The 25,583-nt window shown below is 40.5% G+C and carries 23 protein-coding genes; 7 read left to right on the forward strand and 16 right to left on the reverse strand.

The window, feature by feature from the left end; genetic code table 11:
- Window positions 1-2 precede the first annotated feature (2 nt).
- The 5 genes from OGM16_03380 to OGM16_03400 all read right to left on the reverse strand — a co-directional run bounded on the left by OGM16_03380 (window position 3) and on the right by OGM16_03400 (window position 4,034).
- Window positions 3-626 carry a radical SAM protein gene (locus OGM16_03380; protein ID UYJ47327.1) on the reverse strand — a complete coding sequence of 208 codons (624 nt, stop codon included), beginning with the start codon at window positions 624-626 and terminating at the stop codon, window positions 3-5.
- Window positions 627-802: 176 nt separating this feature from the next.
- Window positions 803-1,531 (reverse strand): WbqC family protein, encoded by a 729-nt coding sequence (locus tag OGM16_03385; protein UYJ47328.1) that lies wholly within the window; start codon window positions 1,529-1,531, stop codon window positions 803-805.
- 1 nt (window position 1,532) lies between these two features.
- Window positions 1,533-2,654 carry a DegT/DnrJ/EryC1/StrS family aminotransferase gene (locus tag OGM16_03390; GenBank protein ID UYJ47329.1) on the reverse strand — a complete coding sequence of 374 codons (1,122 nt, stop codon included), beginning with the start codon at window positions 2,652-2,654 and terminating at the stop codon, window positions 1,533-1,535.
- A 359-nt stretch (window positions 2,655-3,013) separates the two neighbouring features.
- Window positions 3,014-3,388: a hypothetical protein gene (locus OGM16_03395; protein ID UYJ47330.1), complete on the reverse strand. Its 375-nt coding sequence runs from the start codon at window positions 3,386-3,388 to the stop codon at window positions 3,014-3,016.
- Complete coding sequence (locus tag OGM16_03400; protein ID UYJ47331.1) at window positions 3,360-4,034, reverse strand: geobacillin-26 family protein; 675 nt, start codon at window positions 4,032-4,034, stop codon at window positions 3,360-3,362. The genes OGM16_03395 and OGM16_03400 overlap by 29 nt, the downstream gene beginning before the upstream one ends.
- Before the next feature lie 302 nt (window positions 4,035-4,336).
- Between OGM16_03400 and spoIIID the strand changes: the two genes are divergently transcribed.
- Window positions 4,337-4,612, forward strand: a complete 276-nt coding sequence (gene spoIIID, locus OGM16_03405) for a sporulation transcriptional regulator SpoIIID (GenBank protein UYJ47332.1) — start codon at window positions 4,337-4,339, stop codon at window positions 4,610-4,612.
- A 22-nt stretch (window positions 4,613-4,634) separates the two neighbouring features.
- On the opposite strand, the gene OGM16_03410 is transcribed toward spoIIID, so the two are convergent.
- On the reverse strand, window positions 4,635-5,561 hold the full coding sequence (locus tag OGM16_03410) for a LysR family transcriptional regulator (GenBank protein ID UYJ47333.1): 927 nt from the start codon (window positions 5,559-5,561) through the stop codon (window positions 4,635-4,637).
- A 200-nt stretch (window positions 5,562-5,761) separates the two neighbouring features.
- On the opposite strand from OGM16_03410, the gene OGM16_03415 reads away from it, so the two are divergent.
- A complete protein-coding gene (locus OGM16_03415) occupies window positions 5,762-6,622 on the forward strand; it encodes a DUF6282 family protein (protein UYJ47334.1) in 861 nt (286 codons plus the stop codon).
- A 56-nt stretch (window positions 6,623-6,678) separates the two neighbouring features.
- On the forward strand, window positions 6,679-7,992 hold the full coding sequence (locus tag OGM16_03420; protein ID UYJ47335.1) for an SLC13 family permease: 1,314 nt from the start codon (window positions 6,679-6,681) through the stop codon (window positions 7,990-7,992).
- A 56-nt stretch (window positions 7,993-8,048) separates the two neighbouring features.
- Here OGM16_03420 and OGM16_03425 read toward each other — a convergent pair whose 3' ends face one another.
- The 9 genes from OGM16_03425 to OGM16_03465 form a co-directional block, all read right to left on the reverse strand.
- Window positions 8,049-9,101: a C45 family peptidase gene (locus OGM16_03425; protein ID UYJ47336.1), complete on the reverse strand. Its 1,053-nt coding sequence runs from the start codon at window positions 9,099-9,101 to the stop codon at window positions 8,049-8,051.
- A 6-nt stretch (window positions 9,102-9,107) separates the two neighbouring features.
- Window positions 9,108-10,835 (reverse strand): M28 family peptidase, encoded by a 1,728-nt coding sequence (locus OGM16_03430; protein ID UYJ47337.1) that lies wholly within the window; start codon window positions 10,833-10,835, stop codon window positions 9,108-9,110.
- A gap of 16 nt (window positions 10,836-10,851) precedes the next feature.
- Window positions 10,852-12,525 (reverse strand): M28 family peptidase, encoded by a 1,674-nt coding sequence (locus OGM16_03435; protein UYJ47338.1) that lies wholly within the window; start codon window positions 12,523-12,525, stop codon window positions 10,852-10,854.
- Window positions 12,526-12,585: 60 nt separating this feature from the next.
- A complete protein-coding gene (locus tag OGM16_03440) occupies window positions 12,586-14,184 on the reverse strand; it encodes an ABC transporter substrate-binding protein (protein ID UYJ47339.1) in 1,599 nt (532 codons plus the stop codon).
- 77 nt (window positions 14,185-14,261) lie between these two features.
- Window positions 14,262-15,224: an ATP-binding cassette domain-containing protein gene (locus OGM16_03445; protein ID UYJ47340.1), complete on the reverse strand. Its 963-nt coding sequence runs from the start codon at window positions 15,222-15,224 to the stop codon at window positions 14,262-14,264.
- 18 nt (window positions 15,225-15,242) lie between these two features.
- Window positions 15,243-16,202: an ABC transporter ATP-binding protein gene (locus tag OGM16_03450; protein ID UYJ47341.1), complete on the reverse strand. Its 960-nt coding sequence runs from the start codon at window positions 16,200-16,202 to the stop codon at window positions 15,243-15,245.
- Window positions 16,203-16,215: 13 nt separating this feature from the next.
- The gene (locus OGM16_03455) at window positions 16,216-17,082 is read right to left on the reverse strand and encodes an ABC transporter permease (protein UYJ47342.1); all 867 of its coding nucleotides are present in this window, start codon (window positions 17,080-17,082) and stop codon (window positions 16,216-16,218) included.
- Window positions 17,079-18,047 carry an ABC transporter permease gene (locus OGM16_03460; GenBank protein UYJ47343.1) on the reverse strand — a complete coding sequence of 323 codons (969 nt, stop codon included), beginning with the start codon at window positions 18,045-18,047 and terminating at the stop codon, window positions 17,079-17,081. The genes OGM16_03455 and OGM16_03460 overlap by 4 nt, the downstream gene beginning before the upstream one ends.
- A gap of 1 nt (window position 18,048) precedes the next feature.
- On the reverse strand, window positions 18,049-19,239 hold the full coding sequence (locus OGM16_03465; protein UYJ47344.1) for a M20 family metallopeptidase: 1,191 nt from the start codon (window positions 19,237-19,239) through the stop codon (window positions 18,049-18,051).
- A gap of 231 nt (window positions 19,240-19,470) precedes the next feature.
- On the opposite strand from OGM16_03465, the gene OGM16_03470 reads away from it, so the two are divergent.
- The 4 genes from OGM16_03470 to feoB all read left to right on the forward strand — a co-directional run bounded on the left by OGM16_03470 (window position 19,471) and on the right by feoB (window position 25,361).
- A complete protein-coding gene (locus OGM16_03470; protein UYJ47345.1) occupies window positions 19,471-20,436 on the forward strand; it encodes a LysR family transcriptional regulator in 966 nt (321 codons plus the stop codon).
- A gap of 35 nt (window positions 20,437-20,471) precedes the next feature.
- The gene (locus OGM16_03475; GenBank protein UYJ47346.1) at window positions 20,472-21,056 is read left to right on the forward strand and encodes a TetR/AcrR family transcriptional regulator; all 585 of its coding nucleotides are present in this window, start codon (window positions 20,472-20,474) and stop codon (window positions 21,054-21,056) included.
- A 266-nt stretch (window positions 21,057-21,322) separates the two neighbouring features.
- The gene (gene putP, locus OGM16_03480; protein UYJ47347.1) at window positions 21,323-22,858 is read left to right on the forward strand and encodes a sodium/proline symporter PutP; all 1,536 of its coding nucleotides are present in this window, start codon (window positions 21,323-21,325) and stop codon (window positions 22,856-22,858) included.
- A gap of 127 nt (window positions 22,859-22,985) precedes the next feature.
- Entirely contained in the window at window positions 22,986-25,361 is a 2,376-nt protein-coding gene (gene feoB / locus OGM16_03485) for a ferrous iron transport protein B (GenBank protein ID UYJ47348.1), read from the forward strand.
- On the opposite strand, the gene OGM16_03490 is transcribed toward feoB, so the two are convergent.
- Window positions 25,354-25,539 carry a hypothetical protein gene (locus OGM16_03490; protein ID UYJ47349.1) on the reverse strand — a complete coding sequence of 62 codons (186 nt, stop codon included), beginning with the start codon at window positions 25,537-25,539 and terminating at the stop codon, window positions 25,354-25,356. The genes feoB and OGM16_03490 overlap by 8 nt on opposite strands.
- Between the last annotated feature and the right edge of the window lie 44 nt (window positions 25,540-25,583).

Below are 25,583 nucleotides of genomic sequence, written 5' to 3' on the forward strand. Positions count from 1 at the left end.
TGCTAACTGTTACGTATATTGTTTAACTGCTGGGCAGGTAAAACTCTCTTGGTTTCATTGCACAAGCCTACACAATAGGCACATGATGTACTGCTTTTTTGATTGAACATTTGCATCAAATCTTCCCTTTTCTCTTCTATCGTAATTGACGGATCCATTAGCGGAACATACTCCCCCCTCACCTTAGGAATTATTCCCTGTTTCATTCTCCAATAGGATCTCGAGCAGCAATGTATTTCCCCGTCATTTATAACAAAGTATTTTCCAACCCTGTGAATACATTTCTGCGCATTTTCGTCCCTTTTTTCTTTTGTATCCCATTTTAATGAATGATCCGAAAAATCTATCCAGCCATCGTAATATAAATTATCACCATAAAATTTTGATACTCTGAAAGGTATTTCCCTCTTTTCTAACTCATGCTGTATGATATCAGCTTTTTTTGACAGATTTTCTCCATAGTTGCTTATAACCACCTTTGTTTTATTTTTGTTTTTTTCAAATAGCTCTAATAGTTCCAATGGTATTTCCAATGTTCCATTCGTGACAAAATCTACTGACTTTCTGATCTGTCCAGAATATTTATATACCTCTGTTAAAATTTTATAAACATCTTTATTTAACAATGGCTCCCCCCCCCGTCACAGTAAAGTGTTCCACCGAATCTACGACCGTAAAATACATCTTAAGCTGTAAAACCGCCTCCCTATATTCCATATTGCGTGGATCCTTATAGTATGGGATAAAAGCCAGGCAGTGTTTGCATCGAAGATTACAAAATGTAGAAATATTTAAGGCTGTTCTATTGATATCCGTTCTCATTTTTTCTCCTTATCTGATATTGGCGCAGCATACTGGCAATTTGATCTTTACTGCAGAACATCATAACATCAATGATTGACAAAGCCGGAATAAATTCCTTTCCTTTTTGTCTGTATGGCACGATCTCCTGTTCCAGAAACTGCAGATCTATATTATGTTTTTTATATTTTTCCGGGTCAAAGAAGGATCTCCCGCCCGGTGGGTTTACATATGTATCATATCCTGATTCTTTCGTAATATATAAAGCCCATTCATCCGGTGCATTTACATTTGGTATACGCAGATTCATTTCTGAAAAGACATCGCTTTTCATGTGTATTCCCAGATACTCACATGTTTTTACAATACTGGCTATTGCCATATCCGATATGCTTGATGTTTGTATACCTAATGTATCATTTACAAGCTGGATCACCTCGTTATAATAAGGAGCCCTTTTGTACACGTTAAGCTGCCCCAGTATCTTCATTTTCCAGTTTTCATTTTGTGAGATCATTATTTTATTAATGGGCGTTTCCCTTTTCGCTTTTTGCACAGGTATCGTAAAAAAGACTGCTTCCCCCGTAGCCCCTATAATCCTGTTTCTATTGATCCAGCCCTTTCTGATATATTGCGGCGTATCAAAGAATACAAAATGATCCGTATTTTTTATAAGTGAAAAATAGCCTATATATGGAAAAAGATACGGCTGCATAATTGCTATTTTCATGCTAATGCTTTCTCTCCTTCGTATCGTTTATTATCGTGCATATATCTGATATACTTCTCATGTCCAGATTTTCATACAGCGGTAAAGTCAATATTTGTTTTGAAATATTTCTTGCTGCCGGCAGCATCAGTTTTTTATATTTATCCCTAAAGCACTCCTGGTCCGCTGTAATGGGATAAAAATACTTTCTCGCATATATATTATTTTGCCTTAAATAATCATATAGCCCATCTCTGTCTCTTCCATATTCCGTTTTGACAAGTATTGGAAAATACGCATAATTATTGGTTGCGTTTTTATTTCTCCCAAGCCGTTTAATTCCCACAGTATCTTTTAATAATTCTATGTAATGTGCGTATCTCTCTTTCCTCGCCTGAATCGCCTCATCAATATGCTTCAGATTGCACAATCCCATGATCGCACAGAATTCATTCATTTTCGCATTGCCACCTATGGAGATCACCCGATCTTCTCCCCGTATTCCAAAATTTTTCAAATTATGTAATTTTTCGTATAAGCTGAGATCTGAAAATGATACTGCGCCGCCTTCGATCGTATTATAGACCTTTGTGGCATGAAAGCTAAACACCGATGCATCGCCATAACTTCCAATTCCTCTCCCTTTGTATTTCACTCCAAAAGCATGGGCGGCATCATAGATCACTTTGAGACCATGCTTGTCTGCAATTTTTTGAATTTTCTCTACATTACACACATTTCCGTAGACATGTACCGGCAGGATTGCCACTGTATTTTCCGTTATCAGGTCTTCTATCTTTGTTTCGTCTATTGTTCCATCATTTAGCTTAACATCACAAAATACCGGCTTTAATCTGTTTCTTATGATTGCATGTGTCGTAGATATAAAGGTAAACGGAGTCGTTATAACTTCTGCTCCTTCTGGAAAATCAAATGCCTGGATCGCAAGTTCCAGTGCCATATGTCCATTAACCATTAATGACAGTCCCGGCACATCCAGATATTCTTTTAGTTCTTTTTCAAGTTGCTGATGATATGTTCCCATATTTGTGATCCAATGAGAATCCCACAATGGTTTTATCGCCTCTATATATTCATCGTATGACGGCATTGAAGGCCTTGTCACTAGTATCTTTTCGTCCATATTTCCCTTCTGTCCTATTCACTCTACAGTAAAAAGCCACCCGAATCTAATTGTCCAGATGGCTAAATACCCGTTCCTATTCTTTTCAACACCACACCTGATCAAGATCCAATTCAAAACCAAGTTCCCATTTTAATCTTATATTACATATCGACCAAAAGTGAAAATTTATTAATCTACTATTTTGCAGAAAACAGCATTTCCAAATCCATTGAAAATTCTCTTGGAGATACGGACACCAGTCTTTTTGGCAAATAACAATTCCACTCCACCGATACCAGCTACAACATATCCTCCTATAGTCCCTTTCTGAAATACATGGCTGTGTTTTATGATGTTGAGCGAATAGTCAAAAAAAGTTAAAAAGTTTTTAAAAGATAATTTCCTGCATTGATCAAAGATACCTGTAAAATGATAAAAAGTAAAAAGGCTTTCAAGTTAAAATAATCGGACATGGAAGCTTGTCCAAAATTAAGCAAAACTTCAAAAACAATACCAACTAATAGTCCGGCAATCATAAAGATATTTATGTTCAGTCTATTAAACATATTTTTTTTCAATACGACTACTGATAAAAAAATATAGAGTATATCTAAACATAACACATATATATCCATATATGTTTTTATAGTTACGGGGTAAACCATAAAAACAATAAAAATTGATCCTATAAAATCAATTACTATAATGGGCTTATTCATCTCTTTAATATGGAGCAAACTCAACTCTTCCAAAGTAGTAGTCTGCATTATCACAAGCATTATCTAAGTCTGTAAAAGCAGCTACTATAGCTGCACTCCCCCCTGCGGCAGCAGAACCGGCACCAATGCCACCTGTTAAATATGCAGCAATTGCTGTTACTGCAACTGTACTACCTACAGAACCTATGATATTTTTCTCGGCAGAGTTAACATCTTTAACTGCTAAACGAAAGTTTTCCAGATAACTCATATCATTTACAGTACTTTCATATCCTAATTTTCGTTCATTCTTAGAACGGATTTGCCATTGAGGGGATTCATACTCAAAATAAATATCATATTCGCGATCAGAAAAAGTATGTTCATACTCATCTCCGCTCAAAAGCTCAATTTTATTATTCAGTTCAATGTTTTTTTCTAATACATTCAGGAAATACGTTTGGGTATTAAGCTTTCTTTTATCAGATATATCGTAAGTTTCAATTGTCAATGTATTATTAACTTTATCGTTTGTAGAAATAATAATACTATCTGTTCTCGTTTCTTTTACTACACATTTCTCATCACTTTTTTCTAAGGTTTGAATATTAGTCGTGATGACGTTTGATTCCGCAAAAGTCGTAAATGATATTGACAACAGAAGCATAGCAGATAATAATAGTGATAATATTCTTTTCATAAACATCATACTCCTTTCTGACAATAACAATACCTTCAACTTTGAGTGTGTACCATTAGTATATTAAAATCATCAATCTACCTTTCAAGTACCTCCCCTCTGCCACGTTTATCAACTTTCCATATCCATTTGAACTTTTATATCATATATTTCAGCAATATTCACAAAGTAATAAGATATATTTATTCTAACAGGGAAAAGAACTTTCCAAATCGCATGTGATTCAAAACTGATACAATCTCTATACATAACCCCTCAGATACTTTCATAGACTGTACAAAAGTATTCTGAGGGGTTTTCCTTTGAAAGATTATATTGAAGAACGGGCTGTGGCCATTGCTAATTACATTATAGATCACAACGCTACGGTACGCCAGACTGCAAAACGATTTGGGATAAGCAAGAGTACAGTGCATAAGGACTGCACGGAGAGACTTATCTCTATCAATCCATCTCTTGCCGCCCAGACCCGAGTGGTCCTGGATCTGAACAAATCTGAGCGCCATATCAGGGGCGGAATGGCTACAAGGGAGAAATACCAGCACCGGCTGGCAATCTGCAGCCGTGAGGAGAAATAACTGCTTGGCAACATTCGTATATTCACCCATCTGCCGCCTGTAAAACCTCCATCAGGGTATCTTTTAGCGCTAAAGCTGCTCTGGAATGGTATCTGCCAGGCGGCAGTGCTATACCTAAGTCTACAAAGGCACTTTCTGCGCCTAAAGATAAAAATTCTGCATTTCTGAAATAATGTCTGGAGCTGTAATAAGTAAATGCAAGTCCAAGTCCCGCTGCTCCCATAGCTGCTGACATAAGGGCTGACAGCGCATGGTTGCTGGCAATGGGCTGTACCCCATTTCTGTTAAAGATGCGCCTTGCTTCCCGTCCCAGGATGGTATCGTAGTCGCTGAGAAGATATTCATATGCAAGGGTATCTTTTAAATTCACGTACTGGGGTATCCTGGAATCAGAGTTATCCTCATTATCTCGGACAAAAGCCATGATCGGATGAGTAGGGCTGGTGAGCAGGCATATCTCATCTTTCATAACACGCTCTATGTTCAGTCTAGGATCTGCCTCAGACATGACCAGAAGGGCAATGTCAATCTCACCGGACAGCAGCATCTGTTCCAATGCCATAGAATTTTTCTCCACAATCTCTACCTTCACATCCGGGTGCTCCAGATGGAATGCGTTCAACACAGGCGGAAGAAGATAGGAACCTCTGAACGTACTGATCCCCATGATCACACGACCGCTTTTTAACTGTTTGATATCTTTGATCTCATTTTGTACCGATCTGTATTCTGCCAGTGTCTTATAAGCATACTGAAGCATCAGCTCCCCTTCCTGGGTCAGACATACGCCTCTAGAAGTACGGATAAACAGTTTGCTTCCTACGTTATTTTCCAGTATGCCTAAAAACTGGCTAAGGCTGGACTGGGCCATAAACAGCCGCTCTGCCGCTTTTGAAATGCTCTTCTCTTCTGCTATGGCAATAAAATAATATAATTCTTTCATTTCCATGATCTGTATTCCCCTTCATCTGTTCAACCTGCACTGACGGATCTGCACATTCCCATCTGCTTTTCACTTATTGATATCGGTTTTTCCGATATATATTATATCATATTTTGCATTTTTCTGTTGGCAAAAATAGATTATTATAATGATATAAACTGATAAAAACAGATCAATAAAACATACTCTCAAAATGGAGGTTCACTATGGGAAAGATTTCCATGAAAGGCGTGTGCGATATGCACGTACACACAAATCCAGACTTAAGACTTCGTGCTTATGATGATTTTCAGCTGGCAGATGCTGCGATCAGAGTGGGCGCCAGAGCCATTGTTATAAAGACCCATCTGGGCTTTACGGTAAACCGTGCTTACCTCACTAATCAATACGTAAAAAGAGTTTATGGTGAAAATACCGGCTTCACTATGTACGGCGGCGTTGTTATGAACAAAGTCATCGGTGGCATCAACCCTGAAGCAGTAGAAAAGGGCTTAAAGCTGGGCGCAAAAGAGATCTGGCTTCCTACCCAGTCTGCAAAACGCCATTTAGAGAAAATGGGGCAGAATCCAGCTGATGGGATTGAATTGGTACGGGATGGAAAGGTGGTTCCAGAGCTTATTGATGTATTTAAGCTGATCCGCGACCATGATGCAGTCCTCGGAACTGCCCATGTTTCTCCAAAAGAAGCATTTGTAGTTGTGGAAGCCGCAAGAGATGCCGGCGTAAAGAAGATCGTTATTACTCATCCGGAATGGTGGGTAGTAGACATGAGCATGGAAGACCAGATCCGCCTGGTAAAAGATTATGATGTGATCCTTGAACGGTGTTATGCACAGAACATGGGCGGTGGCGCTTACAAGAGCAATCTCCCGGACAATCTGGAAATCATCAAAACAGTAGGCTATGAACATGTTATGGTAGATACAGACGGCGGGCAGACAGAAAATCCAAACTGGGAGCTGGCTTTAGAGGAATATATGCAATATCTGGCTGATCATGGTATCCCGGAAGAACATATTTACCACATGACAAAAACAATTCCTTACAAGCTTCTTGGAATTGAATAAGAAGCTTGCTGAATAAAAGCTTCAGTAAAATATAACATATATTAGGAGGGGAACGTATGTTAAGTATCATTATCATTCTTTCAATCGCGCTGGCAATCTTTCTCGGATACAGAACAAAGATCAACACTGGTCTTTTCTGTATTGTATTTGCCTACATCATCGGATGTTTCGTTATGGGATTAAAACCAAAACAGGTCATCGCTTTCTGGCCTACAAACACCATGTTTGTTATCTTGTCCGTTTCGTTATTTTATAATTTTGCTGCTATCAACGGAACTCTGGAGAAAATGTCCGGCGCCCTGTTATATGCCTGTCGCAATTTTCCGGGATTGCTTCCTTATGCACTGTTTGCAGTAGCTGTCATCCTTTCTGTTATGGGTGCTACTTATTTTACGGTTCTTGCATTCCTGGCTCCTATCACCCTTGTGATCTGCGATGAGTCCAGAATGGACAAATTAACCGGTGCTGTTGCCATTAACTGTGGTGCCTTAGCAGGTGGCAATTTTCCAACTTCCAATCTTGGGGTCGTTTTCCGCGGTCTGGCTGATACAGCCTATGAGGCTTCTCCTGATATCGCAGCCGTAGATTCCTTCAATATGGAAATGAAGATCTTTATCTTTGCTATCATCTTCTCCCTGATCCTCATTACCATTTTCCGCTTTGGTTTTAAGGAAAACAGAAATATTGGAAAAGGCGTTACTTTTAAAAAACCTGAAGCTTTTACAAAAGATCAGAAGACCACTCTCACTTTAATGTTAGCCATGATGGCTGTAGTTCTGATCTTCCCGCTGTTAAATATCCTTATGTCAGGAAATACTGCTGTTAAATATATCAGTGGAAAAGTGGATGTCGGTCTGGTTGCTATTATCTTTACTGTGATCGCCCTCTTATTAAAGCTGGCACCTCAGAAAGAAGCCATTGCCCGCATCCCTTGGAATACTATTATCATGATCGCAGGCGCCGGTATGCTGATCGCTGTTGCAGTAGAAGCAGGAACCATTGAAGCACTTTCCACCTGGATCGGTTCCAATGTACCAAAGCCTCTGGTTCCTATTGCTTTCTGCCTGGTAGGTGCCATCATGAGTTTCTTCAGCTCCACCACAGGAGTAGTTGCTCCTGCATTGTTCCCGCTGATCCCGAATCTGGCTGCTTCTGTAGGTTTAAGCGCACCGGTATTATTTGCCTGCACGATCCTTGGTGCCCAGTCCAGCGCCATCAGCCCATTTTCTTCCGGCGGTTCCCTGATCCTTGGTTCCACCCCGAAAGAAGAAGAACGCAATGAGCTGTTTAACCGTCTTCTCATGGTAGCTGTCCCCATCAGCGTGATCACCTGCACTATTTATAACTTTGTGATCGCTATGGTTCTGTAAGTAAATTAAAAGGCTGTTCTGCAGATAAAACATCTATTGCAGAACAGCCTTCTCTTTTACAGTTCAAACTCTACATATTCATTACAACACGGCGGACCGGCTGTAATATAAACTTTTTTATTATAAAAATCTCCTATCATAGAAGAAACGGTCATCCGGTCTTTTGAATACGCATCTCCTTGCGGATCTGGATGCCCACATACTGATAAAGTATAATATTTATGATCTTTCAAGCATTCTTTAATAATATCCAAATCAATTTTTCCATAGTGTTCCATCAAAAGTTCTCTTAAACGGCGATCTCGGTTTTTAGGCCGACCAGCCAAAGCATCTCTTTCCGGATGCACTATAAAATGATTAGCATGTGTGATCATATCCTGCTCTGGTCCGATTATATCCACAGTACCGTCTGGCTGCCACTCATAATCAACTGCTTTATTATGAAAACCATCTATTAACAGGATATTATTTGACACAGTTCGTTCTGATGCTAAAATAAATTGTTCTGCTTCCTTAAATGTGGCACATGTAAGAACCTTTCTTCTAAGACAGGTTACCGGAAGACCATATCCCGCATGATCATTAACAGACTGAAGATTATTGGCCAATATCGCAATTCCATTACTACTGAATCCATCTCGCATTATCTGTCCGGCTTCAGAAAAGCCGATCATATGAGGACCGTTTTTTAATTGGATATCCAGAATTACAATATGAGGGCGTGCACACTGATTAAAGTCCCAGTTCTTAAATCCATACATATGCCCGTCTTTTACTGCTTTACCCCAAACAGCTCCTGTTGTGCATTCCAGCTCTTTAGGAAACTTTGAAATCTCATAACGTGCATTAATGATCAATATTTCCTCTAAAGGTATCTGAGAACCTGCTGATATTCCCCGTATTTCTTCTATCTGTTCCGGACAGGTCTCTGTAATTATTTCCGAAAATCTGTTTGTATATTTTTTTAATACTTCCCATAACATTCCCTTTTTCAGAAATTGTTTTTTATAATATTCTACACAGATTTCTATTTTTTCTCTTGCCTGTCTTCCATATTCCAAGCCTCTTTCATATGGATCTTCCTGTGTTAATCGAATAATTGGATACATAAAATTTTACATTTCTCCTTTTCTGTCCAAATATTGTTCCATTACCCACATTACATGTTCTAACTGACCTATTATGCGATTGCAAGCCCTCTTAAATTCTGTCTTCTTAAACAAATAACACTCTTCTGAGACGTTTTTCAAATTGACCCCTTCCTGCTGCTTTAATACCCCAAATGGTGCATATGCACAAGATCTGTCCTGCTGATATGGGCTTCCGCTTGTATATACAAGCCTGCTCAATTCTCCTGCTGTCTCCTTAATGATCCTGTCATCCTCTACAGAACCTACACGTTTAATCTCGAATTCAAATTTCTTAAGGACTGGTTTCATTTTTTCTATTGCATTTATAACCTGCGTCAAATCAAAATCAGGCTCTGTGGACGCATTTATATCATTTAAGAATCCCTGCATCTTCTCCACAAAACCACACATTTCTACAGGAAGAACCTGAGAATTTAATATCCGGCATGCAATTTTTAAATTCATCAATGCATCTCTGTAGAGAATATCATTATCCAGCTTATCCAGAGTATCCTGCTCTGTATGCCACCATGGTCCTCCACTTGGGCAGGCAGAAACTCTTTTTTCATCTACTGGCTCATATTTGAACATAATATCAATCGGAATATGAGCTCCCCAAAAGCTCTGATCTCCTCCACGTATCATTGGAATATATGGTTTTGCCTTATATCCTGTATATTCTTCAATTACACTGGCAGTAAAATCTTCTCCTTCCATGCAGGTTGTTCTTGCTCTCACTTGTTCAGCCAGCTTACAACCTGTCAGATCCAGATTGATATCCGCTACACATTTTTTATTCAATTCATCTAAATGTTCATCGCAGTACCAGGTAGAACCTGCATATCTGGCATCAGAATGACCTGACCACCAGGCTATTCTCACACTTCGTTCCAGTTTTTCTCTGTGTTTCCAGAATACCCTGGCTAATTCCAACATAATAGCATCACTTGTAGCATTGTCTGTAATGCCTTCATACCAGGAATCATAATGGCCATTGATCAGTATAAAGTTTTCACTTTTTCCAGGAATATCAGCAATCACCATTCTACTGTTCCTTACTCCTGATTCCATACGGATCGTAAGAAATCCTTTTATTGTCTCTCCCTGTTCCAATCGTTCTATAAGCATTTGCCCATCTTCAAAAGATACATCTGCTGCTGGAATACTTACTATACGGTTCATTGCATCTGCTGAAGGAGTTCCCCATTCTGCACCTATATTGCAATGATGTATATATCCCCCTCTGCTCATACTTATATGGATCATGCCGATCGCACCTGCACGAAATAGTTTTTCTGCAAAATCACCGCCACCAGAATGAGTCAGCACGAGCTTACCTCGAAATGATTTCAATCTTTCTTTTTCTTCTAACTCATATATCTTCTTTTGTTCAGACCAATGATCATAAACCATCTCACAATCCAGATTTTCAACTGCTTTACTGTAAACTTCACCGATCAGCCTTAAATGTTCTCCACTTTCCAGTACCAGTTCTGTACCTTCATCTATAGGAAGACTGACAAAGGCCTGATATCTTTCTGCTTTTGCCGGTACCCCAGCTTTTTCCAGTTCGGATAAAAGATGATCAACACAGGCTTCTCCACCAGCTGCCCCAGTATAACGATGCCATTTTCCTATTTCTTTTACATTTTGGACCATCTTCTCTTTATTGATTTCTTTCGATACTAAATCAAAAAGTACATTTACATCCATATTGTAAATTTTCCTCCTAAATCACTTCTCCTAAAAGCTCCTGTGCCTGATTTAAACTATCATTCACATAATTAACATGTCTTCTCAGAGCAACCTTAATGGACATCTTTTTGTTCTCATCTGTATCCGAAGAAACCAACTGCCGGATCAGAGAAAGAGACGGCATCGCATCAATAGCCTTTGCCGGCTCATTTGTATAGATATTACCACTGGTAAAATCCAACGGTACAAGAATGCGCGCCAGTTTCAGGATCAGATGATTTTTCTTCTCTGGATCCATTTGCTTTTTATAAAACATATCGCAAATGTTCAGAAGCGTTTCTGCCTTTTTAACAGATTCTGAAAGATCGTATTCTTCTCCAGCCATATCATCCCAATTTTTCAAATGATCCATAATATCATTTACTGTATCACAGAAATTAAGCGGTACAACAGGTTCTGTAAGAAATGTCATTACATATTCAGCAAATACTTTTCCATCTCTCAATAGATTATCTCTATCTATATTCTTAGGAAGGTCATCCGACGTATGCCACCATGCTCCCAAAGCAGCCACTCCTCTGTCAAATCCCATTTCTCCATTCGCCTGCAGTGTTTTTTGGTGTCTTGAAAAGGACGCAAATGCGCTGGAAACTCCTACATTCCAGAAACTCTGATCTCCATTTCTGGCTGCCCTGAGTCCCTCAAACTGTTCACCTGTCTGATGTCTTACCACTTCAACTGCCAGCCCCATTGTTTCTGGCATGATCGTTGAATGCTGCACATCCATAGCATCTTTTCCACCCAGGCTATCCGCATTAACATTGACAACGCAGCTTTTATGCAGTTCTTCCCAAAAATTATCTGCATACCAGGCAGAACCTGCATATCTACCATGGGAATGTCCTGAATAGTGTACGATCCTGAAATTTCTCTTTAATTCTTTTTGGTGGGCGGAAACTAAACGGGCTACTTCCATCTGTGCTGCATTTGCGGTTCCATTATCAATTGCACCATAATACCATGAATCTACATGACCGGTAAACATACAGAACTGATCTGTATCCACCGGTGCTTTCAGATCTGCAATCAAAAGAGGGATTTTTCTCCATGACGTATCTACGATTGTTGTAAATTCGGCAACGCACACTTCTCCTGCTTTCATCTTTTCCACAAAAAGATCTCCATCATCATCACGGATTGATACCACCGGAATAACAGGAATATATTTCCAATCATCCGGCGTAGGACTACCCCAAGAAGCAGATGGTATGCATTCTCGGATCACCTTATCCTGAATAGATATTACTCCCACTGCACCTTTTTTCTGAGCCGCTTCCACTGATGCAAATGTAACCCATCCTCTAGTCAGTACCACCCTTCCTTTACAATCTGTATTCTTTATCATATCCACTGAAGGACAATAAACCATTTCTCCCCTACAATGAGAAGATGGAACCATAGAATGGGTCTGCGAATATACCCATTTTCCATTTACAGTAAGTCTGGATAACTGAGGAAGACTGATATATGCATCATGGCGGATCAATCTAGTTTTAAATCCATATTCCTGATACTGCTTTTCCAGCCATTTAAAAGCTTCATATTCTTCGTCAGATCCAGAAAGACGTTCCCATTTTGCCAGCCCACTAGCCACTTCCAACATATGATCTACATTTACTTCTTCAGTAATCTTCTCGTATGTATTCATCCGCGTTCTCCTTTGAAACAGAAAATCCCGAATAAGCGGGATTTTCTGTACATATAGTTACTATTCGTATACTGCTACTGTTTTTAACTGATGAGCACCCACTGGATTAAGCTTAAATCCGTCTACTTTATTACTGCGACCGATCATGGTCTCTTCATAATAAATTGTGATCCACGGAACATCCTCAGCCATAAGATCCCAGAATTTATCATATACTTTCTGTCTCTCTGCTGCGTCTGTCTTAGAACGTGCTTCATTCATGAGTTCTTCTACTTCATCGTTAAAATAAACCTGACCGTACGCACTTGGAAGTAATTTCTGCATTACAAGATCTACATCACCACAAAGGTTATTATAAAATCCCATACGAATCGGTATTTCTTCACCGCTGTAAACCTTTTCATTGATCGTATTAGACTCCATAGTGATAACGTTTAAATTAATTCCAACATCTGCCAGCTGTGCCTGAAGGATTGTAGCTACTTCTTCATAAGTCTGGCCTGTCTGACAATAAAAATCAAGATCAAAACCATCTGCATAACCTGCTTCTGCCAGCAATGCTTTAGACTTATCTACATCATACATATCGCCCTGGTCTTTTTCTGCATTATAACCTGTTGTAAGTGGTGTACAGTAAAGAGAACCAACCTGTCCATACCCATAAGCAACTGTATCTGCAATTTCCTGCTTATTAACCGCATACTGAATAGCCTGGCGAACTTTACTATCTTTTACAGGAGATGTTTTGGAATCTGTTTTAAGATAAAACAGCATGCACTTGTATCCTGGTTCATGGATCATAGTAAGATCTGCAGAGTCTTCAATACGTCCTGCATCATTTGGAAGTACTGCATATGCAATATCTGCCTCTCCATTCTCCAGCATGATCGTTCTCTGGGAACCTTCCGGAATTACTTTATAAACAACTGTTGGTGTTACTGGTTTTTCACTCCAGTAATCTTCAAAAGCTTCCAGAGTTATAGAATCTGCCTGTTTCCACTCCTTTAATTTATATGCGCCTGTTCCAGATGGATTTTTGGCAAAATCATCTCCATACTGCTCTACTGCTTTTTTAGAAACAACTACTGCAGATGGATTAGAAAGTGCCTGATAAAGCTGTGCATACGGCATCTTTAAATGCATGATAACTGCATTATCACCATCTGGTTCAATGCTATCCAGATAATTGAAGTAAGTAGATACTACGCCACTGCTCATAGCACGTTCAAAAGAAAAGCATACATCCTCAGATGTCATTACATTTCCATCATGGAATTTTACACCTTCGCGAAGTTTAAAATGATAGGTCTTATCATCTATTGCTTCCCACTCTGTAGCCAGGCACGGACTTATCTCTTTTGTTTCAGCATCATATGTGACCAGTCCTTCATAAAGATTACAATAAACAGAAAATGATTTCTGATTTACAATTGCCTGTGGATCAAGTGAAGTTACATCCTCATCCTTTGCAACGATCAATGTATCTTTCTGTGTTCCACCAGTCTCAGCCGCTGATGTTTCCTTACTGGTATTTTCTCCGCCCTTCGTATCAGATGAAGATCCTGAACCTCCACATGCTGCAAGTGCGCATGCTGTCAATGCTGCTGCCGCAATCAACATTCCTTTTTTTCTGATCTGGACTAACTTTGATAACCTCATAAATACTTTCCTCCTTTATAATTTTATGCCCTCCCGAAATCTTTTTGGATCTGATTTTGCGAGAGTAAATTTTATCTTTATTTACACTGGATACAGGAAACAAAATGTCCTGGTTCTACCTCTGTCAGCTGCGGATTCTGTGTACTGCATTCTGGCTTTGCATACAAACATCTTTTTGCAAACCTACATCCTGCTCCTACATTAATAGGAGACGTCAATTCACCATTTAACTGAATCCTTTCCATCTTCTTTTCTGGATCCGGAATTGGGATTGCCGATAAAAGTGCTTTTGTATAAGGATGACGTGGATCATTAAATAACTGTTCCGGTGTCCCCTGTTCCACCATCTGCCCCAGATACATAACCACGATGCTGGAAGATAAATGCTTTACAACCGAAAGATCATGAGTAATAAACATATATGTAAGCCCCAGCTGCTGCTGCAGATCCTGCATTAAGTTTAATACCTGCGCCTGAATAGACACATCCAAAGCTGATACTGGCTCATCGCACACTATGAATTTAGGATTTAACGCCAATGCACGGGCAATTCCTATTCTCTGACGCCTTCCTCCATCCAGTTCATGTGGATATGAATTTGCCACTCTTCTTGCCAATCCTACAAGATCCATCATTTCATGGGTTTTCTTCTCCAGCCCCACCCGGTCAGAGGCCTTATATATCTTCTGTATAATAAGCGGCGCCTGAATTGCCTGGCTTACTGTCATCCTGGGATTAAGGGATTCATAAGGATCCTGAAAAATAATCTGTAATTCCTTTCGCAGTTCTTTCATTTTTTCCTTACTACATCCAACAATATTTTCTCCCTGATATATTACTTCACCATCTGTTGGCTCAATCAGTCTTAAAATACATCTTCCTAGTGTAGATTTTCCACAGCCAGATTCACCTACAACTCCCAGTGTTTCTCCTTTAGAAATTGAAAAATTCACATCATCAACTGCATAAAGAAGACCGTTTGGTGTCGGAAAATATTTTTTTAAATGTTTTATTCTGAGTAATTCCTCATGTTTTTCCATCTGCATACCTCATTTCTCTCAATGTTTACAATGAAAACATCTGGCAAAATGACCTGGTCGGACTTCTTCTAATTCAGGTTCATTCGCTTTACATTTTTCATCTGCATAAGGACAACGTGTGGAAAAATTACATCCCTCCGGCAGGTCAGTTGGATCCGGCATCAAACCAGGAATTGGTTTCAAGCGAGTCACTGCCGAATCGATCTGAGGGATTGAATCAAACAGACCAACTGTATAGGGATGATGCATATGTTTAAATACATCCAATACCGATCCGTACTCCACAATCTGTCCTGCATAGATCACTGCTACCATATCGCAGTTTTGAGCTACCACACCCAGATCATGTGTAATAAGCAGCATAGATGTATTGAATTTCTGCTTTAGATCCTGCATCATTTCCAAAACCTGTGCCTGAATTGTTACATCCAGAGCCGTTGTCGGTTCATCTGCAATCAGAAGTTTCGGATTACATGCCAGAGCTATTGCTATTACCACTCTCTGTTTCATACCTCCAGAAAACTGATGCGGATATTCTGTTGATCTGGCTGCCGGTATTCCGACTAATTCAAGCATCTCACAGGCTCTTTCCATCGCCTTTTCTCTTTTACAATGTTCATGATTTTCAACAGCCTCTGCAATCTGCTCTCCTACTGTCATAACCGGATTTAATGACGTCATGGGATCCTGAAAGATCATTGCAATTTCGCTTCCTCTGATTTTTCTCATCTCATACTCTTCTGTTTTCAGAAGATCCTTGTCTTCATAAAATATTTCTCCTGACCGGATCCTTCCTGTTCTTTGAGGAAGTATTCCCATAATACATTTAGCCAGTGTTGTTTTTCCAGCTCCGGTTTCTCCTACAAGCCCCAATGTCTTTCCTTTTTCCATTTTTAGATTCACATCATTCAGGGCATGTACCAGGGCATCATCTGTCTGGTAATCAACTCTTAGATTTTTTATCTCCAATATTGCCATTTTATCATTCCTCCTAGTTCTTCATCTTCGGATCAAGTGCATCACGGAGACCATCTCCTGCCAGATTCAAAGATAATACTGTAAGCATGATCATAAGACCAGGAATAACTGATATATGCCAGGCATCCCGCATATAAGTACGGGCTGAGCTCAAAATAGAACCCCATTCCGGAGTTGGTGGCTGTACTCCAATTCCCAAGAAACTTAAACCTGCAATTGACAGAATTGCTGAACCTATGCTTAAGGATGCCTGCACAATGATCTGCATATCCCCAGCTCCTACAGCTCTGCTCGCTTCTATAAAATCCTTTCCTTTTACAGTCATAACCTGTGCCCGGACAATACGTGCCAATCGGGGCATCTGAGGTACTGCAATTGATAATAGCAGATTAAATGTGCTGGTTCCCAGTGCAGAAACAATCGCAATCGCCATAACCATTGATGGTATAGAAAGAAAAATATCCATAACTCTCATAATGATATTATCTACCTTTCCACCATAAAAGCCTGCAACCGCACCTAAAAGTCCTCCTACTACCAATGCAAAGATAATGGATATGATTCCTATAAACAGTGAATACCTGGTTCCCCATATAAGGCGGAAGAATATATCTCTTCCGAATTCATCGCATCCAAAGATATGTTGTAAACTAGGACCATGAAGTTTCATTCTCAGGTTCTGTTTTACTGCCAGTGCCTGATAAACAGATCCATGGGTAGCTATATCAATAATGATTGTCGCAAATGCAATAACTATTAAAAGAAGTACAAATATAAGCCCTAAAACAGCCAGTTTATTTTTTTTAAAACGGTACCACGCATCTTCCCATAAACTGCGTCCGGCATAATTTTCTATTTCTGCAGCCTGTTTCTTACTCATTTACGGATCACCACCTTTTTCGCTGTTTTATACTGTCCTTTGATTCTTGGATCTACAAAAGCATATAAAATGTCCACCAGAAGATTTACAATTGTAAACATAACAGAAAGTGTTACTACACATCCCAAAACACTGGGAATATCCTGAGTTTTGATCGACTCAATAACAAATCTTCCTATTCCGGGCCATGCAAATACTGTTTCCGTTAAAACAGATTCTCCTAAAAGAACGCCAAAATTTAAACCAACAGCTGTAATAACCGGGATCAGCGCATTTTTTAACATATGACGGAATGTGATGGTAATTTCACTGGTACCTTTTGCACGGGCTGTATCAATATAATCTTGCCGGATTGTTTCCAGCATAGAAGAACGGGTGATCCTTGCAGTTGTTGCGGCACCGCTCATTCCAATGGTAATAGCCGGAAGCACCAGTGACCTTACTACATTTGCAAATCCTTTTCCCATTCCGGATGCCGGGAATATCTTCAGATTAAGGCTAAATATCAATACCAGTAAAAGGCCGATCCAGAAAGCCGGAGCAGAAGCTCCTATTAAACTAAATACCATTGAAACATTATCAAAAATGCTATATTGCTTCCTAGCAGCTATGATTCCAATTGGTATTCCCACTATGACAGAAAATAAAACGCCACAGGAAGCCAATAATACTGTATTAGGTAATCGTTCCATGATCTGCGCAGAAACATCAGTCTTATAAGTATATGATTCTCCCATATCTCCCTTTAAAAGTTTTCCTACATATCTTACATAGCGTACTACAAAAGGATCATCCAGCCCCAGCTCATCATGAAGCTCCTGTATAGATTCTTCCGTAGCACCTTCTCCTAACATAACTTTTGCCGGATCTACATCAGATTGATCCATGATAAAATACACAACAAAAATCGTTGCAAGCATAACCGGAATCAACATTAGGATTCTTTTTACAATATACTTCCACATATCATGCCTCCTGTTTCATTTTTTCTTTCTGTGCATTATAATCTGCCTTGATTTCATCCATCAGACCAGGTATCGTGACCAGATCGTAACAGACATCTGCAAGGATCTTCGCTCCATAAAGGATTGCATTATGACCTTGCTCTGTCTTTCCCTGATCTAAAAATTCCTGTGAATGCGCAGCCGCATGTTCATCTACAAATGCAACTCTGATGCAGGAACCAGGAATCAGCTCCATTACATTTCCTAAATCTGTAGAACCTGTCTTCTGTCTCGGCGGACTGATTCTTGGTGCATTCACATCTCTGGCACATCTTATGATCTCCTCGTTCAATTTTAAAGCTGGAATCTTCGCTGCCATATGCATATTTTCCGTAATCTCACAAGTTGTTTCTGTCATCAGCGCAGCGCCTTCCGTAATCTTTTTGAAACGCCTATACACATCATCTAATGTAGCATTATTATAAGATCTTAATGTAAAAGTGCCTGTTGCCTTTTCAGAAACTACATTGCTTGGAATGTTATATGTGTCTTTCACCGTATAATGCATACGTACATCTTCTTTTACATGTTCTCTTAAAAATTCTACAGCCTGAAATGTTAAAAGCAGCGCATCAAGAGCACTTCGTCCCTTGTCCGGATTAATAGCTGCATGAGCACTTTTTCCGTAAAAAGTTACATCCAAACTATAATTTGCCATGGATTTAACATCACAGGTTGTAGTTGGACTTCCATGCATCATAAGTGCTACATCAATATCCCGAAAATATCCTTCCTGAACCATATTGATTTTTCCGCCTAAGGTCTCCTCTGCCGGAGTCCCATATACCACCAGCTTAAACGGTTTTTCAATCCCAGCTCTTAAAACTGCATTAGCTGCTGCAAGAATACATGGTCCCTGAAGATGATGCCCGCAAGCATGTCCGATTCCCGCTAATGCATCATACTCTGTCAAAAGTCCAATAGAAGGTCCCCCCGTGCCCTGCTCATATACAGCCCGAAATGCCGTTGGCATGCTTCCCAGTCCTCTTTCCACAAGAAAACCATGATTTTCCAACCAATCTTCCAATAGCTTGCCGGCAAATACTTCTTGTAATCCGATCTCAGGATGGTCATAAATGGCATCTCCCATTTCAAAAAGTTGTTCCTTCATTGAGTCGATCAGATTATTCATTTTACTTTTTACACTATCCATGCGTACCTCCTTTATCAATTTATCACATTAATTTGTAATCTTAGAAATTATAAAAAAAGCGCAGAAAATACACAGGTTTTTCTTGCGTCTTTGCAGTTTTTTTCTAAATTTTCGTTTACTTTTTGTATATTTGCAGTATATTATAAATAAAAGGTTATGTCCAATGACATTTATTCTCAACTTTTGATAACATATTGTTATCATATGTATTATCCTGCGGAGGAATGTTTTATGATCAATATCTCCTACAAATATGTACTTGCAGTTGCAAATTACCGAAATATGAGAAAAGCAGCTGCCTCTTTATGCATTACACAGCCGGCCTTAACAAAATATATCAACCGCCTGGAAGAAGATCTTGGTGTCCGTCTTTTTAACCGCTCTACAACACCTATTACACTTACAGAATCTGGAAGGCGTTTTATAGAAGCTGCTTCTACCATTTCCAATCTGGAGGATGCGCTTTTAAATGATATAAAAAAACAGGAACTAACTTTAAAAGGATCCTTTACCTGCGGTCTTACTCCAGAATTTTCCGCCCAGGTACTGCCTTATATACTTCCCACATTTAAGCAGCGACATCCCAATGTTGAACTTCATTTTATAGAAGAACATAATGAAAAACTGATCCAATTACTAAAAGAAGAAAAAATCGAACTGGCTATTGTAACCTCCTATTATCAGGACAGTGAAATTTGCACGGAAACTTTTATGGAAGATCCAATCATACTGGCTGTTCCCTATTCACATCCATTATGTAAAACCATTAACCTTACCGCTAATTCCCCTCTTACACCTTACTACCTGGAGTCCTCTAAAATCCGGCATGAAAACTTTATTGTATGTCCAACTCAGTTAGGAATCGGAGCCGTTGCAGCAGCTATGTTTCAAAGGCATAAACTTTTTCCTAATATTGTATTGGAGATCAGCCGGAACGAAACTGCTGTTAAAATTGCCTCAGCCGGAGTCGGTATGGTCTTTTGTCCTGTTAAAACACCTTTACGTATGCAGCTTATACAGCCCATGGCGTACTTTTCTCTGGACAATCCTCTTTACATACGTAAACGATGCTATTGTTACCTGAAAAAAATGCCTTTATCTATGCAGGCAACCTATTTTATCGAGTTATTAAATCAGGTTATACATACAGACTCCATCTTTTCCATTCCAAGCTGTCAGCTGATGTTTTGTAAATAAATTTTATATCTTACTAAAAGTGGGGGAACAAAAACATGGCCAAAAAATCCAACCGCAACACCCGGGGACGCATTGTAAGTGCAGCCTGGAAGCTGTTTTATGAGCAGGGATATGAAGATACAACGGTAGAAGAGATCATCGAGCTTTCTGGTACTTCCAAAGGCTCTTTTTACCACTATTTTGACGGCAAAGATGCCCTTCTTTCTACTTTAAGCTCTCTTTTTGATGAGAAATACGAGGAACTCACCGGACTTCTGACACCGGAAATGACTGCTATGGAGCAGCTGCTGTTTTTAAACAGGGAACTTTTTCATATGATCGAGGACAGCATTTCCCTGGACCTGTTAGCAAGGCTTTATTCTACCCAGCTGACTACCAATGGGGAAAAACATCTGTTAGACCACAACCGGACCTATTACAAGCTGCTGCGAAAGATCATCGCCAAAGGTCAGTCTGAAGGCCAGTTAAGCAGCCGTTCCAATGTAAATGAAATGGTAAAGCTGTATGCGCTCTGCGAACGGGCCCTTCTTTATGACTGGTGTCTCTGCGCAGGAGAATATGCCCTGACAGAATACAGCGCAAAGGTCCTTCCGGGATTTTTAAGCAGCTTTCTTCCTTAAAAGTGTACATCCTGCTGGTGATATTATTTTAATTCTTGTTTTTTGTATAAGTTTTATTTTTTATAATCGTACAGTTATTTTTTCTATATAAATACTTGATTTTTATCATATTTATTTAATATTCGTACAGTATTTATTCTATACATTATTCTGTATTGTAGTCTATTTTTATGTATGCTATAATCGTCCTCAATATTATGTTCTCCCGGAATCTTTCTGTGCATGAAAGGCTACGGGAGAACATTATTTCGAGGAGGAATAATATTATGATCTCAGGACAGGTAGGTATTCTGTCAGCCATTGTGATCTATCTGCTTGCAATGGTATACGTAGGATTCTATTTCAGCAAAAAAGGCAGCGGTGATTCCGCTGATGATTTCTATCTGGGCGGCAGAAAGCTCGGCCCCTTTGTAACAGCTATGAGTGCAGAAGCCTCTGATATGAGCAGCTGGCTGCTAATGGGACTCCCAGGCGTTGCCTATCTCACCGGTATTGCAGATGCAGGCTGGACCGCCATCGGCCTGGGCATCGGTACTTATTTAAACTGGCTGATCGTAGCACAGCGTCTGCGCCGTTACTCCATCATATGCAATGCCATTACTATTCCCGATTTCTTTTCCCGTCGTTTTAAGGACGATAAGAATATCCTGATGTGCATTTCTGCCATTATCATCCTTATTTTCTTTATTCCTTATACGGCATCCGGATTCAAAGCTATCGGAACACTGTTTTCCAGTCTTTTTGGCACTGACTACCATATTGCCATGATCATTGGTGCGGTTGTTATCGTAGGCTATACAGTCATGGGCGGCTTCATGGCAGTTTCCACTACGGATCTGATCCAGAGCGTGGTTATGTCCATTTCCCTGATAGTCATCGTATTTTATGGCATCCATATGGCTGGCGGCTGGAACGAAGTTGTAAACAACGCTACATCTTTAGCCGGTTATCTTTCCATGACCCAGCTTCATGACAGAGCAGCTGCCTCTGCTGCACCATACAGCCTGTTTTCCATTATATCTACACTTGCATGGGGGCTTGGCTACTTCGGTATGCCCCATATCCTTCTTCGTTTCATGGCTATTGAAGAAGAAAAGAAACTGGTGCTTTCCCGCCGAATCGCAACTGTATGGGTACTGATCTCCATGTGTGTTGCCATTCTCATCGGTATCATCGGATACGGTGCTTCTGTAGCAGGTTCTATCCCAATGTTTACCACCAGTTCCCAGTCTGAAACTGTTATCATCCAGTTTGCCCATCTTCTTGGACAGAACGGCTTCTTACTGTCACTGATCGCAGGCGTTGTCCTTGCTGGCATCCTGGCATGTACCATGTCAACTGCTGATTCCCAGCTTTTAACTGCTGCTTCCGGTGTATCCCAGAACCTGCTCCAGGACTTTTTAAAGATCAAAATGAGCACTGCTGCTTCCATGAATGCAGCCCGCTTCACTGTTATGGGAATTGCCATTGTTGCTGTTTTTCTGGCATGGAACCCGGACAGCTCTGTATTTACTATCGTATCCTTTGCATGGGCCGGCTTTGGAGCCTCCTTCGGACCTCTGGTACTATTTGCTCTCTTCTGGCGCCGCACTAATATGCAGGGCGCACTGGCTGGTATGCTTACCGGCGGCATCATGGTCTTTGTATGGAAATATCTGGTACGCCCATTAGGCGGAAATTTCAATATTTATGAATTGCTTCCCGCATTTATCCTTTCCTGCCTTGCTATCATCATCGTCTCTCTTCTTACAAAAGAGCCTTCAAAAGAAATCTATGATGAGTTTGATTCTTTAGGAAAATAAGAAAGTCTTGACAAATCTTCTTTCGTGTCATACGTTAGACAAGTAAAAAATGATAATTTTTATCAATAATTGCCCCTGGTGCAGAAACATGTTTCCGTTACTCCAGGGGCAATAAAAGGAGCCTTGTATGACACTTCGCGATCTACCCATTGGAAAAACTGCAACTATACTTTCGGTTGGCGGGGAAGGAGCTCTGCGCCAGCACTTTTTAGACATGGGCCTTATCCCAAAAGGGGAAGTGACCATGGTCAAATACGCCCCTATGGGCGACCCTATGGAACTGCGTATCCATAGCTATGAACTTACTCTGCGCCTTGCAGATGCAGAAAAAATTGAGATTACAGATGTAAGAGACCCTCAGCCCGCCAGCACGTCAAAGGAGCCAGTGCTTCAGACACAGCGGCCCATTCCTCATCCCGGACTTGGTGAAGGCGGAAAATTCCATGAGAAATCCACCGAAAATCCCCTTCCTGATACAGAAATACTTACATTTGCCCTGGCAGGAAACCAGAACTGTGGTAAGACTACATTATTTAACCAGCTGACAGGTTCCAGCCAGCATGTTGGAAACTTTCCAGGTGTAACAGTTGACCGGAAAGATGGTGTGATCCGGGGATACAGTAATACTTCCGTAACGGACCTTCCCGGTATCTACTCCATGTCACCTTACTCCAGCGAAGAACTGGTCACCAGAAGCTTTCTATTAGATGAACACCCAAAGGGTATCATCAATATCGTAGATGCCACAAATATTGAGCGAAACCTGTACCTGACCATGCAGTTAATGGAACTGGATATTCCCATGGTACTTGCCTTAAATATGATGGATGAGGTACGGGAAAATGGCGGTTCCATTCTTGTAAACCAGATGGAGGAAATGCTTGGTATTCCGGTCATTCCTATTTCTGCTGCTAAAAATGAAGGTATCGATGAGCTGGTACAGCATGCTGTTCATGTTGCCAAATATCAGGAGCAGCCAAAAGAAATGGACCTGTGCGATGTAAATGATGATGGCGGTGCTGTCCACCGCTGCCTCCATGCCATTATGCATCTGATCGAAGACCATGCAAAAGCAGCCCGGATCCCGGTCCGTTTTGCCGCTTCCAAACTGGCTGAAGGCGATCCTCTGATCATGAGCAGTCTCAATCTGGATACAAATGAAAAAGAAATGCTGGAACATATCATCCAGCAGATGGAAACAGAACGTGGACTTGACCGTGCAGCGGCGATCGCCCATATGCGTTTTGATTTTATCGAGAAGATATGCGATTCCTCTGTGATCAAACCCCGTGAAAGCAAGGAACATCTGCGAAGCGTAAAAATGGATAAGATCCTTACTGGAAAATACACAGCAATCCCCTGCTTTGCCGGTATCATGGGGCTTGTATTTTACCTTACCTTTGGTGTCATCGGATCATTTCTATCAGACCTATTAGACAGCGGGATCTCTGCTTTTTCCACTCTTGTAGATCATTCTCTCATTCAGTGGAATGTAAATCCTGTGATCCATTCTCTCGTTATGGATGGTATTTTTAATGGTGTAGGAAGTGTATTAAGCTTCCTTCCTGTTATTGTTACCCTGTTTTTCTTCCTGTCCCTTCTGGAAGACAGCGGCTACATGGCGCGGGTGGCCTTTGTAATGGATAAACTTCTGCGAAAGATCGGTCTGTCCGGCCGAAGTATTGTTCCTATGCTGGTAGGTTTCGGCTGTACTGTACCGGGCGTTATGGCAAGCCGTACATTGCCATCGGAACGTGACCGTAAAATGACCATCCTGCTTACCCCATTTATGAGCTGTTCTGCAAAACTGCCCATTTATGCTTTTTTTACTGCAGCTTTCTTCCCTGGAAATGGTGCACTGGTGATGGTAGCTTTATATTTCGGCGGTATCATTATCGGGATCCTCATGGCACTTATTTTCCGCAGCACTCTTTTTAAAGGAGAGGCCGTTCCTTTTGTTATGGAGCTTCCAAATTACCGCATGCCAGGTGCTAAAAATGTGGGACATCTTCTGTGGGATAAAGCAAAAGATTTCCTTCAGAGGGCTTTTACCGTTATTTTCATGGCTACTCTGGTGATCTGGTTCCTGCAGACATTTGACCTGCATTTGAACATTGTGACCGACTCAAAAGACAGCATCCTGGCTATGATCTCCGGTCTGGCCGCACCTTTGATGCATCCAATGGGTCTGGGTGACTGGCGTATCACCACAGCACTTATTACCGGATTTCTGGCAAAAGAAAGTGTAGTCTCCACATTATCCATCCTTTTTGGAAAAACCAGTATTCTGGTTTCCAGCATTACACCATTGTCTGCAGCCAGCCTGTTAGTATTCTGCCTGCTGTATACCCCATGTATCGCCGCTATAGCCTCTATTAAGAGAGAGCTTGGCGGAAAATGGGCATTGGCCGTAGTGCTTTTGCAATGTGCCATTGCATGGATCACCGCTTATGTGGTTTATCTTGTTGGGGGATTTTGCATGTCCGGCCTGTTATTTACATAGATAAGACCAGTCCCTGTTTTGCGGATATAAAAAACAGCTGCTCTGTCAGCCCTTTCATATGGGGCTGTGGCAAAGCAGCTGCTTTTTTATATAGATTTATGATAATGATGTTGATTCGTAATCCGCTCATTTTTTCTTCCAAAAATGGCTTCTTACTCATGTTTTTGGCGGGTCCCAAGTTCAAAAATCCTCCTGCAAGCAAGCTTGCATCGGATTTCTGAC

It is taken from the genome of Lachnospiraceae bacterium (genome assembly GCA_025758065.1).
Lineage (GTDB): Bacteria > Bacillota > Clostridia > Lachnospirales > Lachnospiraceae > Enterocloster.

Coding starts and splice junctions, on each gene's coding strand:
- OGM16_03385 (UYJ47328.1), bottom strand. CDS start 1,531: ATGAAAATAGCAATTATGCAGCCGTATCTTTTTCCATATATAGGCTAT.
- OGM16_03390 (UYJ47329.1), bottom strand. CDS start 2,654: ATGGACGAAAAGATACTAGTGACAAGGCCTTCAATGCCGTCATACGAT.
- OGM16_03400 (UYJ47331.1), bottom strand. CDS start 4,034: ATGAAAAGAATATTATCACTATTATTATCTGCTATGCTTCTGTTGTCA.
- OGM16_03410 (UYJ47333.1), bottom strand. CDS start 5,561: ATGGAAATGAAAGAATTATATTATTTTATTGCCATAGCAGAAGAGAAG.
- OGM16_03415 (UYJ47334.1), top strand. CDS start 5,762: ATGGGAAAGATTTCCATGAAAGGCGTGTGCGATATGCACGTACACACA.
- OGM16_03420 (UYJ47335.1), top strand. CDS start 6,679: ATGTTAAGTATCATTATCATTCTTTCAATCGCGCTGGCAATCTTTCTC.
- OGM16_03425 (UYJ47336.1), bottom strand. CDS start 9,101: ATGTATCCAATTATTCGATTAACACAGGAAGATCCATATGAAAGAGGC.
- OGM16_03430 (UYJ47337.1), bottom strand. CDS start 10,835: ATGGATGTAAATGTACTTTTTGATTTAGTATCGAAAGAAATCAATAAA.
- OGM16_03435 (UYJ47338.1), bottom strand. CDS start 12,525: ATGAATACATACGAGAAGATTACTGAAGAAGTAAATGTAGATCATATG.
- OGM16_03440 (UYJ47339.1), bottom strand. CDS start 14,184: ATGAGGTTATCAAAGTTAGTCCAGATCAGAAAAAAAGGAATGTTGATT.
- OGM16_03445 (UYJ47340.1), bottom strand. CDS start 15,224: ATGGAAAAACATGAGGAATTACTCAGAATAAAACATTTAAAAAAATAT.
- OGM16_03450 (UYJ47341.1), bottom strand. CDS start 16,202: ATGGCAATATTGGAGATAAAAAATCTAAGAGTTGATTACCAGACAGAT.
- OGM16_03455 (UYJ47342.1), bottom strand. CDS start 17,082: ATGAGTAAGAAACAGGCTGCAGAAATAGAAAATTATGCCGGACGCAGT.
- OGM16_03460 (UYJ47343.1), bottom strand. CDS start 18,047: ATGTGGAAGTATATTGTAAAAAGAATCCTAATGTTGATTCCGGTTATG.
- OGM16_03465 (UYJ47344.1), bottom strand. CDS start 19,239: ATGGATAGTGTAAAAAGTAAAATGAATAATCTGATCGACTCAATGAAG.
- OGM16_03470 (UYJ47345.1), top strand. CDS start 19,471: ATGATCAATATCTCCTACAAATATGTACTTGCAGTTGCAAATTACCGA.
- OGM16_03475 (UYJ47346.1), top strand. CDS start 20,472: ATGGCCAAAAAATCCAACCGCAACACCCGGGGACGCATTGTAAGTGCA.
- putP (UYJ47347.1), top strand. CDS start 21,323: ATGATCTCAGGACAGGTAGGTATTCTGTCAGCCATTGTGATCTATCTG.
- feoB (UYJ47348.1), top strand. CDS start 22,986: ATGACACTTCGCGATCTACCCATTGGAAAAACTGCAACTATACTTTCG.